Consider the following 14,362-nt stretch of genomic DNA (forward strand, 5'->3'; position numbering starts at 1 on the left):
CCGCTGGATCCAGCAGCAAGTGGTGACGGGCACCAGCCCGTCGGTCGCGGGCACGGTGGTGAAGACACTCGCCGACACGTATCCGGCCGGGCCGCCGGAGCCACTGGCGGCATGGATGGTGACGCTGCTCAGCACGCCGCACACCGATGCTGCCGAACGGCTGGCCCAGCTGCTGGTAGCTGCCCCGCCACCAGCTTCCGGTTCCTCCGATGCCGTGATCCGTTCGGCAATCGACCGCATGCGCACCGCAGCGGACGGGCACGAGGACAGCAGACTGCACCGGCTTGCTGGATCTGGTGATCAAGCTCGACAAGGTCCAGCCGGTAAGCGGATCGGAAGTCCGAGCGATGCACGAGATCGTGCGGTCACGCTTTTCGAGCTCCGGCGCTCACCCCGGCGACCAGTCCGCCGCGCTCCGCGACCTGTCGACTCTCTCCGGGACGCTCATGGCCACTCACCTGGACAGCGGCACCGTCCGTGACCTCATCGGCGAAGTGCTGACCGGCCCCAGTGCGGTCAGCCTCGGCAAGAAGCTCACCGGCAAGGTCGCTTCCATGCTGTTCAGCATTCTCGGTCGCGACCCGGACGCTCCCGAATGGCTCGTCTCGATCTTCGGTGCACCCCAGACCAGCCTGGAAATCAAGATCGCGATAGCGAAAGCATTCCTGCAGTACGAGGGAAACCGGCCCGGCGGCTACGCCAGCGCCCTCAAGGACCGCCCGGCCTGCCCAGCTGACGTCGCAACATTGATCGTCCCAAGACTCCAGACCTGACAGGCCAGGCTGAGGATGACTTGGGGGACGCCGACTCGCCGTTCAGTTCGGATGTGCAGTCGGCGGTGCCCTCGTGCCCACCAGCGGATGCACGCCGTCCGGCCGGGGTAGGCCACAGCGAGCCCGGACAGCCTGCCGGCCAGGGTCCGGGCGACCTCGCCACCCTCGGCGATGAACCCGCTCAGCAGGTCCCGCAGGCCGCGCCGCTCGGGCTGAAGCCGTGCATCAGCACGTCCTGGGCCTGCGTGTCGGCGACCGGCCGCTCGGCGTCGTAGGCCGTGGCCCCGGCGATGAGGTGGCCCGGTTCCCAGCCGACGCTAAGGCCACGGGCACCGGCTCCACCGGCGGCGAACCCGTCGCCACCCCACAACCATCGCTCTGACCCGCCCGCCTCGAGCGCCGGATCCCGGCTACTTCGACGCCCGGAAGCTGTACCGACCGGAACCGACGGTCACGACAGTCGCCTTCCTCCCTGGGTCGTAGGTGACGCCGAGAACTCCACCGGCCGAGCGGAGCGGCTTGCCGCACTCGGTGACGGACCGGGCATCGCGCGAGGAGATCACCACTTCGGCGGTCGTGTTGACGGGCACGGTGACGTTCATCGTCAAGCCGTCACCGGTGAGGGCCCACGCGTCCGACAGCCGCCCGTAGACGGTGTCGACGACTCCTTCGGCGTGGGTGAGCCCGCCGCCGATGCGCGGCTCGATCACGCTCTTGCGGTAGCCGGCCTCCTTGATCCGGATTCCGCCGATGTACTGGTGCATCCAGTCCGCGACCGCGCCGTAGGCGTAGTGGTTGAACGAGTTCATGTCCACCGGCCCGAAAGTGCCGTCGGGCTGGATCGAGTTCCAGCGTTCCCAGACCGTGGTGGCGCCTTTGCCGATCTCGTAGCCCCACGACGGATAATCCTTTTTGGACAGCAACGTGTAGGCGAGGTCGTCGCGGCCGATGTTCGTCAGCGCCGGCATCAGCCACGGCGTCCCGATGAACCCGGTCTTGAGGTGGTTGTCGCCCTGCGCGAGCTTCGCCACATACTTCTCCCCCGCCTTCGCCTTCAACGCCGGATCGGCGACGAGGTCCATGCCGAGGGCGAGTGCGTACCCGGTCTGGGAGTTGCCCCGCACCGTCCCGTCCGCCGCCAGATAGGCGCTGGTGAACGCGGCGCGGACGTCCTCGTAGAGCTTCGTGTACTCGGCCGCCTCGGCGGTCCGGCCGACGGCCTGCGCCATTTCCGCCATCATCCGGACGTCCTGCGCCCAGATCGCGGTCCCGAGGACACCCTGGTCCGACGGGTCGTCGAGGTTGAGCCAATCGTTGGTGAAGAAGGTCAGCCGCCCGGTCTCCAGGTTGTCCGGGCCGGCACTGGCCCGGGCGTAGGCGAAGAACCGGCTCATCGCCTCGTAGTTGTCGCGCAGCACCTGGGCGTCCCCGTAGGCGTGCCACAAGGCATACGGCACAGTGATGAGCGCGTCTTCCCAGCCGACACCGCTTTCGTCGAACGCGCCGTTGGTGGACGGGACGACGGCCGGGATGGACCCGCTGCTCTTCTGCTCGTCCCGCACGTCGGTCAGCCACTTGCCCAGGAACGCCCGCATGTCGCTGAGGTAGGTGGCGGTCGGCGCGAAGATGTTGATGTCGCCGGTCCAGCCCAGCCGCTCGTCGCGCGCCGGGGTGTCGGTCGGGATCGAGAGGAAGTTGCCCCGCGCACCCCACGCGACGTTGCTCAGCAGCTGGTTCAGCATGCCGTCGGACGTGCCCAGCGTGCCGGTGCGGCGCAGATCCGAGCCCCACACGACGCCCTTGACGTCGGCGGCGGGCGGCGGCGTGGCGAGCCCGGTGATCTCGATGTACCGGAAGCCGTGCTGGGTGAACGTCGGCCGGTAGGTGAGCGTGCCGTCCTTCGCGAACCGGTAGTAGTCGGTGGCGGTCGCGGCCCGCAAATTCGCCACGTACATCGTGCCGTCCGGGTTGAGCACCTCCGCGTGCCGGAGCCGGACCGTCTCGCCGGCCTTGCCGGTGATCTTCACCCGTGCCACGCCGACCATGTTCTGGCCGAGATCGTAGACGGTCACGCCCGGCGCCGGGCTGGTGACCTTCTTCGTCGCGAGCACCTGGGTCTCCCGCACCGGCTCATCCGGCTGCGGCGACAGCTTGGCCGTGTCCGACGGACGCACCGCGGCCGGCGCCCACGCGGAATCGTCGAACCCGCCGTCGGTCCAGCCCGGCTGCTCGGACCGGGCGTCGTAGGTCTCGCCGAGCTGGTTGTCGGTCGCCGCGAACGGCCCGGCATGCCACTTCCAGTCCGGCGCGGTGTCGACCCACTGCACGCCGCCGTCGGCGTAGGTGATCTTCAGCCGCGCGACGAGCGCCAGATCGGTGCCGTACTGGCCCTTGCCGGCGAGCCCGATCTTCCCGGCCCACCAGCCGTCGCCCAGTGCCGCGCCGAACCCGTTCGCACCTGCCCGGACGAGGCCGGTGACGTCGTAGGTCTGGGACTGGATGCGCTTGGCGTACTCGGTGTAGCCCGGCGCGAGGAACTGGTCGCCGACCTTGCGGCCGTTGAGCGTGAGCTGGTAGATGCCGTGCGCCGACGCGTAGACCCGGGCCTGCGCCACCCGCTTCCCGGGCGTGGTCGAAAACGACGTTCGCAGCAGCGGTTCGTAGGAATCACGGCCGACGTACAGGGCGTCGGTGCTGCCGCTCACGGTCAGTTCCCGGTTGTCGATGCTGCCGCCGGTGAGCGGGTTGGGTACGGCGAATTCGGGGTCCGCCAACACCGTGCCGTCCGGCCTCGTCACAGTGAACTTTCCGACCGTGACCGATTCCGTCCCGTAGGTGCGCAGACCGGCCCGGCCGCTGGAGAAGTCCGAGACGGTCCGCGTGTCGACGACGACACCGTCCAATGTGGTCCGGATGTCGGTACCGTCGACGGTGTAGGCCACGGTGTGCGTTCCGGCCAGCAAACCGGCGCGCGTGAACCCGAACGGCCGCAGATCCACTTCGGCCAGCACTGCGTAGTCGCCGTTGACACGGCGATGCGGACGCAGATACGGGACCGAAGAAGCGGAGTCGCCGACGTTGAGCTGCCACATATAGGCGTTGTTGGCGTCCCGGGCGCGCAGGAACGTCCCGAACGCCAGGTTGTTCAGCCGGAAGTTCAAGGTCTTCGTCACCCCGGTGCTCGACAACTACAAGAGCCTCTTCGGCGGCGCCAACAACCTCGGGTCGTACCTGGCGCATTCCGTGGTCGCCGCCGGATTGTCGGCCGCGGTGGCCACCGCGCTCGGCACGCTGGTCGGCTACGGTCTCGCGACCACCAAACTGGCCGGCAAGAAGGCACTGGCGTTCTGGTTCATCTCCACCCGGATGGCACCGATCGCCGCGGTCGTCCTGCCCCTGTTCCTGATGTTCCGCCTGGCCGGGTTGATCGACTCCATCACCGGTCTGGTGCTCGCCTATCTCAGTTTCAACCTGCCCTTCGCCATCTGGATCATGAACGCCTTTTTCGAGGCCCTTCCCCCGTCGCTCGGTGAGTCCGCGGAAGTCGCCGGGTGCACGCGCTGGCAGGCGTTCTGGCACGTGGCGTTGCCGCTGACGAAAGCCGGCGTCGTCACCACGGCGGTCCTGTGCCTGGTGTTCTCCTGGAACGACTATGCCTTCGCCATGGTGATCTCCGGGCCAGACTCGCAGACGTTGCCGATCGCGGCGTCCCAGCTGGTCACCCAGGCCGGTGTCGATTGGGGGCAGCTGACGGCCATCGGGACCATCGTCGTCGTGCCGATGATCGCCGCCGGGATCGCCGTCCGCCGCTGGCTCGTCTCCGGGCTCACGCTCGGCGCCGTGACCGGCGAATGACTGTCAACTCTCTGGAGTGAGCATGAACAACCTCAGCGCCGTCCTTCGCGCGCCCGGTGACGTCAGGATCGAGAGCTGTCCCGTTCCGGCGCCGGCGCCCGGCGAAGTCCTGGTGCACGTGCGGGCGGTCGGTATCTGCGGGTCCGATGTGCACTACTACGAGCACGGACGGATCGGCGAGTACGTTCTCGACGGCCCGATGGTCATCGGACACGAAGCGGCCGGCACGATCGTCGAAGCAGGGTCCGAAGTGGACTCTGAACGGGTCGGAGAGACCGTCGCCCTGGAACCGGGTATCCCCTGCCGGAATTGCCGGCAGTGCTTGACCGGCCGGTACAACCTCTGCCCCGACGTCGTGTTCTTCGCGACACCACCGGTCGACGGGGCGACCAGCACCTACGTCACGATCGATGCCTGCTTCGCGCATCGAGCCCCCGCCGGTCTGAGCTTCGAGCAGGCCGCGATGGCCGAGCCCGTGTCGGTGGGCGTCTGGGCGGTACGCACCGCACGGATCTCATCAGGGGACAGGGTGCTCGTCACCGGCGCCGGACCCATCGGCCTGTACGCCGCGCAAGTGGCTCGCGCGTCCGGCGCCGATCGCGTGCTGGTCACCGACTACAACGAATTCCGGCTGCGGATCGCCCGGTCACTCGGACTCGACGTCACCACCGCCGACCAGGTCGACGAGCCGGACTTCGATGCCCTGCTGGAGTGCTCCGGTGCGCCGGCGGCGCTGACCGAGGGACTCAAGCACCTCGCGCCGGCCGCCCGGGCAGTCCTCGTCGGGATGGGGTCGGACGAGGTCCCGGTCGACGTCGGCCTCCTGCAGCGCAAGGAGCTTTCCATCACCGGCACCTTCCGGTACGCGAACACCTACCCCGCCGCCCTGCGGCTCATCGCCAACGGCGCCGTCAACGTCTCGGCAGCCATCACCCACCGGTTCGACATCCAGCAGACCGAGGACGCGCTGACCCTGAGCCGCCGGGACCGCGAATCGCTCAAGGCCGTGGTGGTCCCCCCGGGATGATCAGCCCAAGAGGCCTGCTACCGAGCGACGTAACCGCCGTCGACGGGCAGGGCCACCCCGATGACGAACCCGGCTCCGGGGCTGCACAGCCACAGCACGGCTTGGGCGATCTCCTCGGCGGTGCCGAGCCGGTTGATGGGCTGGTTGGCCTCGGCTTCGGCGCGGTCGAGCTCACCCTTGGCGATCATGTCACCGACCATCGGGGTGTCGATGGTGCCGGGGCAGATCGCGTTGATGCGGATACCGCGTGGGGCGTACTCGAGGGCGGCGCTGGTGGTCAGGCCGATCACCCCGTGCTTGGAGGCGTGGTAGGACGCCCGCCCCGGGACGCCGACGAGACCGCCGAGCGAGGAGCAGTTGACGACCGCTCCGTTGCCTTGTGCTCGCATGTGCCGCAGTTCGTGCTTCATGCAGGCCCACACCCCCGCGCAGGTTGATCGCGGTGACGCGGTCGAACCGCTCGGCGGGTTCGTCGGCGGCGTCGCTGGGCGGGATCTGGATTCCCGCGTTGTTGTACGCCAGGTCGAGGCGGCCGAAGGTGTCGACGGTGCGGTCCACGGCGGCGGCGACCTGCGCTTCGTCGGCGACGTCACAGGTCAAGGCGAGAACCCGGTGTCCCGCGTCGGTAAGGTCCTTCGCCGCCGCGGCGAGCGCGGCTTCGTCGACGTCGGTGAGGGCGACGGCCGCGCCGGACTCGGCGAACGCGCGGGCCGTGACCAGCCCCATCCCGGCCCCTGCGCCGGTGACGAAGGCGACCTGGCCGCTGAAGTCGTACGTGGGGTTCATCTCGTCTTCTCCGTTCAGCGTTCGATGGTGACCCGGCCGGCCGTGGCGAGCACCTCGGCGCCGCCGTCGGCCAGGCGGCCGAGGATGACCACGCCGTCCGCGCGGGGAGCGTTGCGGTAGTAATGGCCAGATTGCCCCAGGGGGCGTAGAAAGCGAGGTCGCCGGCTTTCGGCTCGGCGCTCCGCGGAGCGCCGGCGGTGGAAAGGGGCCGGGGTAAGTCGGAGATCCGCTCAGTCTGGTGGAAGTCGCTCAGGTTCAGCGTGAGCGGGAGCAGGGCGGCGAAGTCGCGGGCGGCCGCGCTGTCGTTCAGCGTCGCGTTGACGGCGCGACCGTCGGCGGTGAGGCGGATGTTCACGGTGGTGCTCCTCCCGGTCGTGGGTGCGAGGGTCGTCGAGGGTGCCTGAGGTGCCGGCGACGGCGCTGTTCCGGCGCTGCAGGCAACCGCGGCCAGCAGGACGGTCGCCGGGACCGCGCGGCTGAGGATCACAAGACCTCCCGGTCGGTTCACGTCGAGGGCCGGCCTCACGAATCAGCCGGGCTTGTCGCTTCCCAGGGAACCAGGGGCTCGCGTGTATCGGGAGGTTCTCCCGAAAGGTGTACTGGAAGAGCACCCTTCCCCCAGCTGGGCGGACCTATGGTGATGAGGTGGACAATCGTCAGGAAGTCCGCGAGTTCCTCGTCTCGCGGCGCGCCAAGATCACCCCGGAGCAGGCCGGGCTCCCCGCCGGGAGCAAACGCCGGGTGCCGGGACTGCGCCGCAGCGAGGTCGCCATGCTGGCCGATGTCAGCGTCGAGTACTACGCGAAGCTCGAACGCGGGAATCTCGCGGGTGTCTCGCCGTCCGTGCTGGACGCGGTGGCCAAGGCTTTGCAGCTCGACGACGCCGAGCGGGCCCACTTGCTCGCCCTCACCCGCGCCGCCGACGGCACCAGCGCGATCCTGCGGCGCCGGCCGAAGGGCAAGCAGTGGACCCCGCGCCGCAGCTTGCAATGGGTCCTCGACGCGGTCACCGAAGGACCGGCGTTCGTCCGGAACGGACGGATGGACCTGCTGGCGGCGAACCGTCTGGCGCGGGCGTTCTACTCCGAGGTGTATGCGAGCCCGCAGCAGCCGCCGAACATCGCCCGGTTCCAGTTCCTCGACCCGGCGTCGCACCGGTTCTACCCGGACTGGGGCTTCTTCGCCGACGTCTGCGTCGAAATCCTGCACGTCGAAGCCGGCCGCAATCCGCACGACAAGGGTCTGCACGACCTGGTCGGGGAACTGTCGACCCGAAGCGAGGAGTTCCGCACGCGGTGGGGCGCGCACAACGTCCGCCACCACGGCAGCGGGTCGAAGACCTTCCACCACCCCGTCGTCGGGACGCTCACCCTCGCCTACGAAGGCCTTGAACTGGCCGCCGAACCCGGGCTCACCCTCACGATCTACGCCGCGGAGCCCGGCTCGCCGTCGGACGAGGCATTGCGGTTGCTCTCGTCCTGGGCAGCGACACAAGAATCCGAGCACTCTGCTGTGGACAGTGGTCGGTCCGCGCACCCCGGTTCGTCGGCGTAACCCACACGGTGGGGTGCACTACCGGTACACCCTTCGTCAGTGACTCGCTCGCGGCGCGAAAGAGCGGTTGCCTGGACTCAGGGGCCGCCCGGTCCCGCACCGTCCACTGTGCGAGGAGTCCACCATGCGCGGAGCCGTCATCCACGCTCCCGGCGACGTCCGGTTCGAACAGCTCGACGACCCGAAGATCCAGCAGCCGACCGACGCGATCATCCGCACCGTCCTCACCTGCGTGTGCGGCTCGGACCTGTGGCCCTACCGCGGCCTGGAACCGATCGGCGGCCCGCACCCCATGGGACACGAATACGTCGGCATCGTCGAAGACGTCGGCAGCGAGGTGACCGCGGTCAAGCCCGGCCAGTTCGTGGTCGGTTCCTTCGCCACCTCCGACAACACGTGCGCGAACTGCCGCCACGGCTGGCAGTCCTCGTGCCTGCACCGCGAGTTCATGAGCACCTGCCAGGCCGACTACGTCCGCATCCCCCACGCCCAGGGCACCCTCGTCGCCACCGCCGAGCACCCGGACGAGGAGTTCCTGCCCAGCCTGCTCGCCGTATCCGACGTCATGGGCACCGGCTGGTACGCCGCCCTCGCCGCCGAGGTCAAACCCGGTGCCACCGCCGTCGTGGTCGGCGACGGCGCGGTCGGGCTGTGCGGCGTCATCGCGGCCAGGGAACTCGGCGCCGAGCGCATCATCGCCATGAGCCGCCACGAATCCCGCCAGAAGCTGGCCACGGAATTCGGCGCCACCGACATCGTCACCGAACGCGGCGACGACGGCGTCGCCCGCATCAAGGACCTCACCGACGGCATCGGCGCCGACTCGGTCCTGGAATGCGTCGGCACCGCCGAGTCCATGCAGCAAGCCCTGCACGCCACCCGGCCCGGCGGCAACGTCGGGTTCGTCGGTGTTCCGCACGACGTGCAGATCGCCGGCGAGGAGCTGTTCTTCTCCCACGCCGGGCTGCGCGGCGGCCCGGCGCCCGTGCGCCGCTTCCTGCCCGATCTGATCGACCGGGTCCTCGCCGGCCGCATCGACCCCGGCAAGGTCTTCGACCTCACCCTGTCCTTGGAGCAGGTCGCCGAGGGCTACCGGGCCATGGACGAGCGCCGCGCCATCAAGACCCTGCTCACCCCCTGACCGCAGACGGGGGACCTCCGGTCAGGGCCGCAGCGACAGCGGTGCGGCCCGGACCGGCGACCTCCAGCACCTGAAGGAGAGATCCACCATGCACACCGGGACCATTCCCGGCAGACTGCCCGCCGTCGTCTGGGTACTCGCCGCCGGCACGTTCCTGATGGGAACCACCGAGTTCGTCATCGCCGGCCTGCTGCCGGAACTGGCCGACGATCTCGGCGTCAGCGTTTCCCAGGCCGGCCTGCTGATCACAGCCTTCGCCCTCGGCATGATCATCGGCTCACCCACCATGGCCCTGGCCACCCTGCGGCTGCCCCAGCGCCGGACCCTGGTCCTGGCACTCGCCGTGTTCAGCCTCGGGCACGTCGTCGCGGCACTCAGCGGCTCTTTCGGCATCGTTCTCGCCGCCCGCGTCGTCACCGCCCTGGCGACCGGGGCGTTCTGGTCCGTCGGCTTCGTCGTCGCCACTGCCGCGGCCGGCCCGCGGAACTCGACGCGCGCCATCGGCGTCATGATGGGCGGTCTGACCCTGGCCAACGTGATCGGCGTGCCGATCGGGTCTCTAGCCGGTCAGTTCACCGGGTGGCGCGGCCCGTTCTGGGCGCTGGCGGCGCTCTCCGCGCTCGCCGCCGCGGTCATCGGCCGGTTCATCCCCACCCGCGAACAACGGGTCGAAGTGTCCGTGCGAGCCGAGATCAGGGCCCTGCGCCAGGGCAGGCTGTGGCTGGCCCTCGCCGCCGCGATGCTGATCATGGGCGGAGTGCTGGCTGCCTACAGCTACCTCACCCCGCTGCTGACCGACCGCGCCGGCATCCCCGCCGGCGCCGTCCCGCTCGCCCTCATCGCCTTCGGCGCCGGAGCCCTCGGCGGCACGAACGCCGGCGGCCGCCTCGGCGACCGCCGCCCCATGGCGACCACCATCACCGCGGCCGCGGCCACCGCCGTGGTCCTGTTCCTGATGATCCCGCTGTCCACCAGTCCCGTCGCGGCCATCGTCCTCGTGTTCCTGATGGCCCTGAACGGATTCACGGTCAACCCCGTCGTCACGGCGCTCGCTGTCCGCTACGCCGGTGACGCGCCCACCCTGACCTCGGCGCTGAGCACGTCGGCCTTCAACGCCGGCATCGCCGCCGGAACCGCCGTCGCGGGCACGGCTTTGGAGTCGCTCGGGGTGACCGGACCATCCCTGGTCGGGGCGGTCACCGCCGCCCTCACCTTGCTGCCCCTCACCGCACTGGCCGTCCGCTCCCGCCGCACGAAACCAACGGGCCTCGACCACGAGAAGGAGGAGGTCGCCGTACCATGTTGACCGAGCCAACCGACCAAAGTACCGACAATTCGCCCGCTTTACGAGGTACTGCTGGTACACCCCTTGCCAGTGAGTCCCACCCCGCGCGGACACCTGGTGTGCTCGCCCCCATGGCCTCCGAAAATCCCCAGCCGCCTGACAGTGTCGAAGAGCCACCTACAGCCCTCTCCCGGCGGACGTTCATCGCCGCCTCGGCCGTGAGCGGTGCTGCCGCCGTGGCCGGACCGTCGCTGCTGGGCGCCGAAACCGCCGCGGCCGCGACCGACGCGTCGAGCAGCCGGGTCTCCCTGACCGTCAACGGAACCCGGCGCACGGTGACCGTGGACAACCGGACCTCGCTGCTGGACCTGCTGCGTGAACACTTCGGGCTGACCGGGACGAAGAAGGGCTGCGACGCCGGCGCTTGCGGCGCGTGCACGGTTCTCGTCGATGACCGACGGGTCAACGGCTGCCTGACCCTGGCGGTGCGGCTGGACGGCGCGCAGGTCACCACCATCGAGGGTCTTGCCCCCGGCGACGACGGGCCGCTGCACCCACTGCAGCAGGCGTTCGTCGACCAGGACGCGTTCCAGTGCGGGTACTGCACCCCCGGCCAGATCATGTCCGGCGTCGGCTGCATCAAGGAGGGCCACACCGGATCGCCGGAGGAGATCCGGGAGTGGATGAGCGGCAACATCTGCCGCTGCGGGTGCTACGTCAAGATCGTCAAAGCCATCCAGCAAGCGGGGAGCTGACACCGATGGAGTCCTTCTCCTACACCAAGGTCTCCGATATCCGGGCCGCCATCGCGGCCGGGCAGCGCGGCGGGCGCTTCATCGCCGGCGGCACGACCCTGGTCGACCTGATGCGCGAGACCGTGGAACGCCCCGGAACGCTGGTCGACATCGGCCCGCTGCCGTTCACCGGCATCACCCCCACCCCGGGTGGCGGCCTGCGGATCGGCGCGCTGGTCCGGATGGCCGACGCCGCCGCGGACCCACGGGTGCGACTCGCCTTTCCGGTGGTCTCGGAGGCACTGGAGCTGAGCGCGTCCGCGCAGCTGCGCAACATGGCCACCATCGGCGGCAACATCATGCAGCGCACCCGCTGCACGTACTTCCGTGACGTGACCGCGAACTGCAACAAACGCGAACCGGGCTCGGGATGCGCCGCCCTCGACTGCTACAACCGCGGCCACGCCATCCTCGGCGGCTCCGCAGCGTGCGTCGCCACGCACCCGTCGGACGTCGCGGTCGCGTTCGCCGCGCTCGAGGCGATCGTGCACCTGCAGGGCCCCGGCGGCGAACGCGCCGTTCCCTTCGCCGGCTTCCACCTGCAGCCGGGCAGCACCCCGGACCGGGAACAGGCCCTGCAGCCGGGCGAGCTGATCACCGCCGTCGAACTCCCGGCGCTTCCGCGCCCGGCGCGGTCCGGCTACCTCAAGGTGCGGGACCGGCAGAGCTACGAATTCGCCCTGACGTCCGCGGCCGTGGCGCTGTCGATCCAGGGCGGGGTGATCCGCGCGGCGAAGGTCGCGGCCGGCGGTGTCGGCACCGTCCCGTGGAAACTGCCCGCCGTCGAACGGTATCTGCTCGGCAAGCGGCCGTCGGATTCGCTGTGGTCCGAGGCCGCGCAGCGAGCGGCGGACGGCGCTCGCCCGTTGCAGCACAACGGGTTCAAGGTCGAACTGCTCAAGCGCACGGTCGAACGCCAGCTGCGCGCCGTGGGAGGCACCCGATGACCCAGCCCCGAACCGCCGTCGGCACCCCGCAGTCCCGAGTGGACGGACGCCTCAAGGTCACCGGGCGTGCCCGTTACGCCGCGGACCACCCGACGGACGGCGTCCTGTACGCCGCCGTCGTCGACAGCAGCGTCGGCCGCGGTCGCGTGAGGGACATCGACGACCGTGCCGCCCGCGCCCACCCGGGTGTTCAGCGGGTGATCAGTCACCTCAACGCACCGCGGTTGCCGTATCTGGACAATCCGGGATCGAACAACCCGGCGCCCAACTCGCGGCTGCGGGTCTTCCAGGACGACCGGGTCCGGTTCTTCGGCCAGCCGGTCGCCGTCGTGGTCGCCACCAGCCACGAGGCCGCCCAGGAAGGCGCCCGCCTGGTCAAGGTCACCTACGCCGCCGAGCAGCCGGTCACCGACGTGGCCACGGCCCCGGCCGACCCGCCGGCGACCTACGCACGCGGCGACGCCGACAGCGCGCTGACCACCGCGCAGGTCCGCCTGGACCTGGCCTACCGGACCGCCCGCAACCACCACAACCCCATGGAACCGCACGCCACCATCGCCCAGTGGAACGGCAACCAGCTTACGGTCTGGGACAAGACCCAATGGGTGGTCGGTGGCACGCAGCAGGAACTCGCCGCCGTGTTCGGCATCCCGCAGACGTCGATCCGGGTGATCTCGCCCTTCGTCGGCGGTGCGTTCGGCAGCGGCCTGCGGGCGTGGCCGCACACCACCATCGCCGCGCTGGCCGCCCGCGAGACGGGCCGCCCGGTCAAACTCGTCCTCGCCCGCAGGCAGCTGTACTTCGGCACCGGGTTCCGGCCCGCGTACTCCTACCGGCTGCGGCTGGGCAGCGACCGCACCGGACGGCTCGCCGCGATGACCCACGAAATCCGCGGCGAAACCTCCAGCTACGAGACGTTCACCGAAGCGATGCTGGCGCCGGGCCAGATGCTCTATTCCATGCCGAACGTCCGTCAGGCGTATGCGACCGTGCCCCTGGACGTGAACACCCCGATCTGGATGCGGGGCCCCGGCTACGCCTCCGCCGCCCTCGTCATCGAATCCGCGATGGACGAACTCGCGCACCAGCTCGCCGTCGACCCCATCGAACTGCGCAAGCGCAACGAACCGACGGCCGATGAATCCACCGGGCAGCCGTTCTCCACCCGCCGGCTGCGCGAATGCTACGACGTCGGCGCCCGGGAGTTCGGCTGGCAACGCCGCAACCCCAAGCCAGGCGCCACTCGCGACGGCGACTGGCTGATCGGCACCGGCATGGCCGCCGCGGTCTACGACACCGCCCGCGCGCCGGCCCAGGCCCACGTCCGGCTCAACGCCGACGGCACCGCGCTGGTCCAGTCCGCGACCAGCGACATGGGGCCCGGCACGTACACCTCCATGCCGCAGGTCGCCGCCGACGCGCTCGGCCTGACCATGGAGACCGTGGATTTCCGGCTCGGCGACTCGCTCATGCCCCCGACCCCGCCCCACGGCGGCTCGATGACCATGGCCAGCGTCGGCTCCGCCGTCCAGGACGGCTGCGACAAGGTGCGCCGCCAGGCCATCACACTCGCGGTCAACGACCCGCGATCCCCGATGCACGGTGTCAGTCCCGGCGAGATCATCGTCCGAAAAGGACGGATGTCGGTCAAGAACGACCCGACGCGCGGGGAGACCTACCGGCAGCTGCTGGCCCGCACCGGCCGCGATCACCTCGAGGTGATCGGGTCGTGGGCACCACCGGAGCATGACCGGTTCTCGATGTACGGCTACGGCGCCGTGTTCGCCGAAGTCGCCGTTGACGCGCGTCTCGGCCTGGTCCGGATCCGGCGCATGCTCGGCGTCTACGACGCGGGCCGCATCGTCAACCCGAAGCTCGCCGACAGCCAAGCCCTCGGCGGCATGGTCGGCGGCATCGGCGCCGCCCTGCTCGAGCACACCGTCACCGACCCGCGCGACGGCCGCATCGTCAACGCCAACCTCGCCGACTACCTCGTCCCCGTCAACGCCGACATCCAGAACCTCCGCGCCATCTACCTCGACGGCGAAGACCGCGAAGCAGATCCCCTCGGCGTCAAGGGCCTGGCCGAACTCGTGCTGGTCGGCGTGGCCCCGGCGATCGCCAACGCGGTCTTCCACGCCACCGGACGACGCGTCCGCGACTTCCCGATCACCGCCGAGGCGCTGCTGTGAGGGTGGTG

14 protein-coding genes and 1 pseudogene are annotated in these 14,362 nt (G+C 70.0%); 10 read left to right on the top strand and 5 right to left on the bottom strand.

Features of this window, described 5'->3' with window-relative positions:
* Nucleotides 1-284 precede the first annotated feature (284 nt).
* On the top strand, nt 285-773 hold the full coding sequence (locus tag CF165_RS39890) for a hypothetical protein (protein ID WP_093952780.1): 489 nt from the start codon (nt 285-287) through the stop codon (nt 771-773).
* Between the two features lie 181 nt (nt 774-954).
* Here CF165_RS39890 and CF165_RS39895 read toward each other — a convergent pair whose 3' ends face one another.
* Complete coding sequence (locus CF165_RS39895) at nt 955-1,143, bottom strand: hypothetical protein (RefSeq protein ID WP_093952781.1); 189 nt, start codon at nt 1,141-1,143, stop codon at nt 955-957.
* 40 nt (nt 1,144-1,183) lie between these two features.
* Entirely contained in the window at nt 1,184-3,946 is a 2,763-nt protein-coding gene (locus CF165_RS39900; RefSeq protein ID WP_240522000.1) for an alpha-L-rhamnosidase, read from the bottom strand.
* Between CF165_RS39900 and CF165_RS39905 the strand changes: the two genes are divergently transcribed.
* Together CF165_RS39905 and CF165_RS39910 are read left to right on the top strand one after the other, a co-directional pair.
* Entirely contained in the window at nt 3,915-4,628 is a 714-nt protein-coding gene (locus CF165_RS39905; RefSeq protein WP_240522001.1) for a carbohydrate ABC transporter permease, read from the top strand. The two genes, CF165_RS39900 and CF165_RS39905, sit on opposite strands and share 32 nt — an antisense overlap.
* Nucleotides 4,629-4,650: 22 nt before the next feature.
* Nucleotides 4,651-5,655, top strand: a complete 1,005-nt coding sequence (locus tag CF165_RS39910; protein ID WP_093952782.1) for an NAD(P)-dependent alcohol dehydrogenase — start codon at nt 4,651-4,653, stop codon at nt 5,653-5,655.
* Nucleotides 5,656-5,672: 17 nt separating this feature from the next.
* Here the strand turns inward: CF165_RS39910 and CF165_RS52985 are convergent, their stop codons facing one another.
* The 3 genes and pseudogenes from CF165_RS52985 to CF165_RS53910 all read right to left on the bottom strand — a co-directional run bounded on the left by CF165_RS52985 (nt 5,673) and on the right by CF165_RS53910 (nt 6,751).
* Nucleotides 5,673-6,065, bottom strand: a complete 393-nt coding sequence (locus tag CF165_RS52985) for an SDR family oxidoreductase (protein ID WP_240522002.1) — start codon at nt 6,063-6,065, stop codon at nt 5,673-5,675.
* A 49-nt stretch (nt 6,066-6,114) separates the two neighbouring features.
* Nucleotides 6,115-6,354, bottom strand: a pseudogene (locus CF165_RS53905) (SDR family oxidoreductase); the annotation flags it as partial.
* Complete coding sequence (locus CF165_RS53910) at nt 6,245-6,751, bottom strand: cyclophilin-like fold protein (protein ID WP_369126869.1); 507 nt, start codon at nt 6,749-6,751, stop codon at nt 6,245-6,247. The gene CF165_RS53910 and the pseudogene CF165_RS53905, both read right to left, overlap by 110 nt.
* Here CF165_RS53910 and CF165_RS53000 point away from each other — a divergent pair.
* From CF165_RS53000 to CF165_RS39950, 7 genes are all read left to right on the top strand, one after another.
* The gene (locus CF165_RS53000; protein WP_240522014.1) at nt 6,702-6,845 is read left to right on the top strand and encodes a hypothetical protein; all 144 of its coding nucleotides are present in this window, start codon (nt 6,702-6,704) and stop codon (nt 6,843-6,845) included. The two genes, CF165_RS53910 and CF165_RS53000, sit on opposite strands and share 50 nt — an antisense overlap.
* A gap of 241 nt (nt 6,846-7,086) precedes the next feature.
* The gene (locus CF165_RS39925; RefSeq protein WP_093952783.1) at nt 7,087-7,995 is read left to right on the top strand and encodes a helix-turn-helix transcriptional regulator; all 909 of its coding nucleotides are present in this window, start codon (nt 7,087-7,089) and stop codon (nt 7,993-7,995) included.
* A 124-nt stretch (nt 7,996-8,119) separates the two neighbouring features.
* On the top strand, nt 8,120-9,136 hold the full coding sequence (locus CF165_RS39930) for a zinc-dependent alcohol dehydrogenase family protein (RefSeq protein WP_093952784.1): 1,017 nt from the start codon (nt 8,120-8,122) through the stop codon (nt 9,134-9,136).
* A gap of 88 nt (nt 9,137-9,224) precedes the next feature.
* On the top strand, nt 9,225-10,442 hold the full coding sequence (locus CF165_RS39935; protein ID WP_093952785.1) for an MFS transporter: 1,218 nt from the start codon (nt 9,225-9,227) through the stop codon (nt 10,440-10,442).
* A gap of 110 nt (nt 10,443-10,552) precedes the next feature.
* Nucleotides 10,553-11,176: a (2Fe-2S)-binding protein gene (locus CF165_RS39940; RefSeq protein ID WP_093952786.1), complete on the top strand. Its 624-nt coding sequence runs from the start codon at nt 10,553-10,555 to the stop codon at nt 11,174-11,176.
* Between the two features lie 5 nt (nt 11,177-11,181).
* A complete protein-coding gene (locus CF165_RS39945) occupies nt 11,182-12,162 on the top strand; it encodes an FAD binding domain-containing protein (protein ID WP_093952787.1) in 981 nt (326 codons plus the stop codon).
* Nucleotides 12,159-14,354 (top strand): xanthine dehydrogenase family protein molybdopterin-binding subunit, encoded by a 2,196-nt coding sequence (locus tag CF165_RS39950; RefSeq protein WP_093952788.1) that lies wholly within the window; start codon nt 12,159-12,161, stop codon nt 14,352-14,354. Before CF165_RS39945 ends, CF165_RS39950 begins: the two co-directional genes overlap by 4 nt.
* Nucleotides 14,355-14,362: the final 8 nt, after the last annotated feature.

Origin of the sequence: Amycolatopsis vastitatis (assembly GCF_002234595.1) — a bacterium.
Lineage (GTDB): Bacteria > Actinomycetota > Actinomycetes > Mycobacteriales > Pseudonocardiaceae > Amycolatopsis > Amycolatopsis vastitatis.

Bases quoted from the DNA above. Each gene is read 5' to 3' on its own strand.
- CF165_RS39910 (WP_093952782.1), top strand. From the start codon at position 4,651: ATGAACAACCTCAGCGCCGTCCTTCGCGCGCCCGGTGACGTCAGGATC.
- CF165_RS52985 (WP_240522002.1), bottom strand. From the start codon at position 6,065: ATGAAGCACGAACTGCGGCACATGCGAGCACAAGGCAACGGAGCGGTC.
- CF165_RS39930 (WP_093952784.1), top strand. From the start codon at position 8,120: ATGCGCGGAGCCGTCATCCACGCTCCCGGCGACGTCCGGTTCGAACAG.
- CF165_RS39935 (WP_093952785.1), top strand. From the start codon at position 9,225: ATGCACACCGGGACCATTCCCGGCAGACTGCCCGCCGTCGTCTGGGTA.
- CF165_RS39940 (WP_093952786.1), top strand. From the start codon at position 10,553: ATGGCCTCCGAAAATCCCCAGCCGCCTGACAGTGTCGAAGAGCCACCT.
- CF165_RS39945 (WP_093952787.1), top strand. From the start codon at position 11,182: ATGGAGTCCTTCTCCTACACCAAGGTCTCCGATATCCGGGCCGCCATC.
- CF165_RS39950 (WP_093952788.1), top strand. From the start codon at position 12,159: ATGACCCAGCCCCGAACCGCCGTCGGCACCCCGCAGTCCCGAGTGGAC.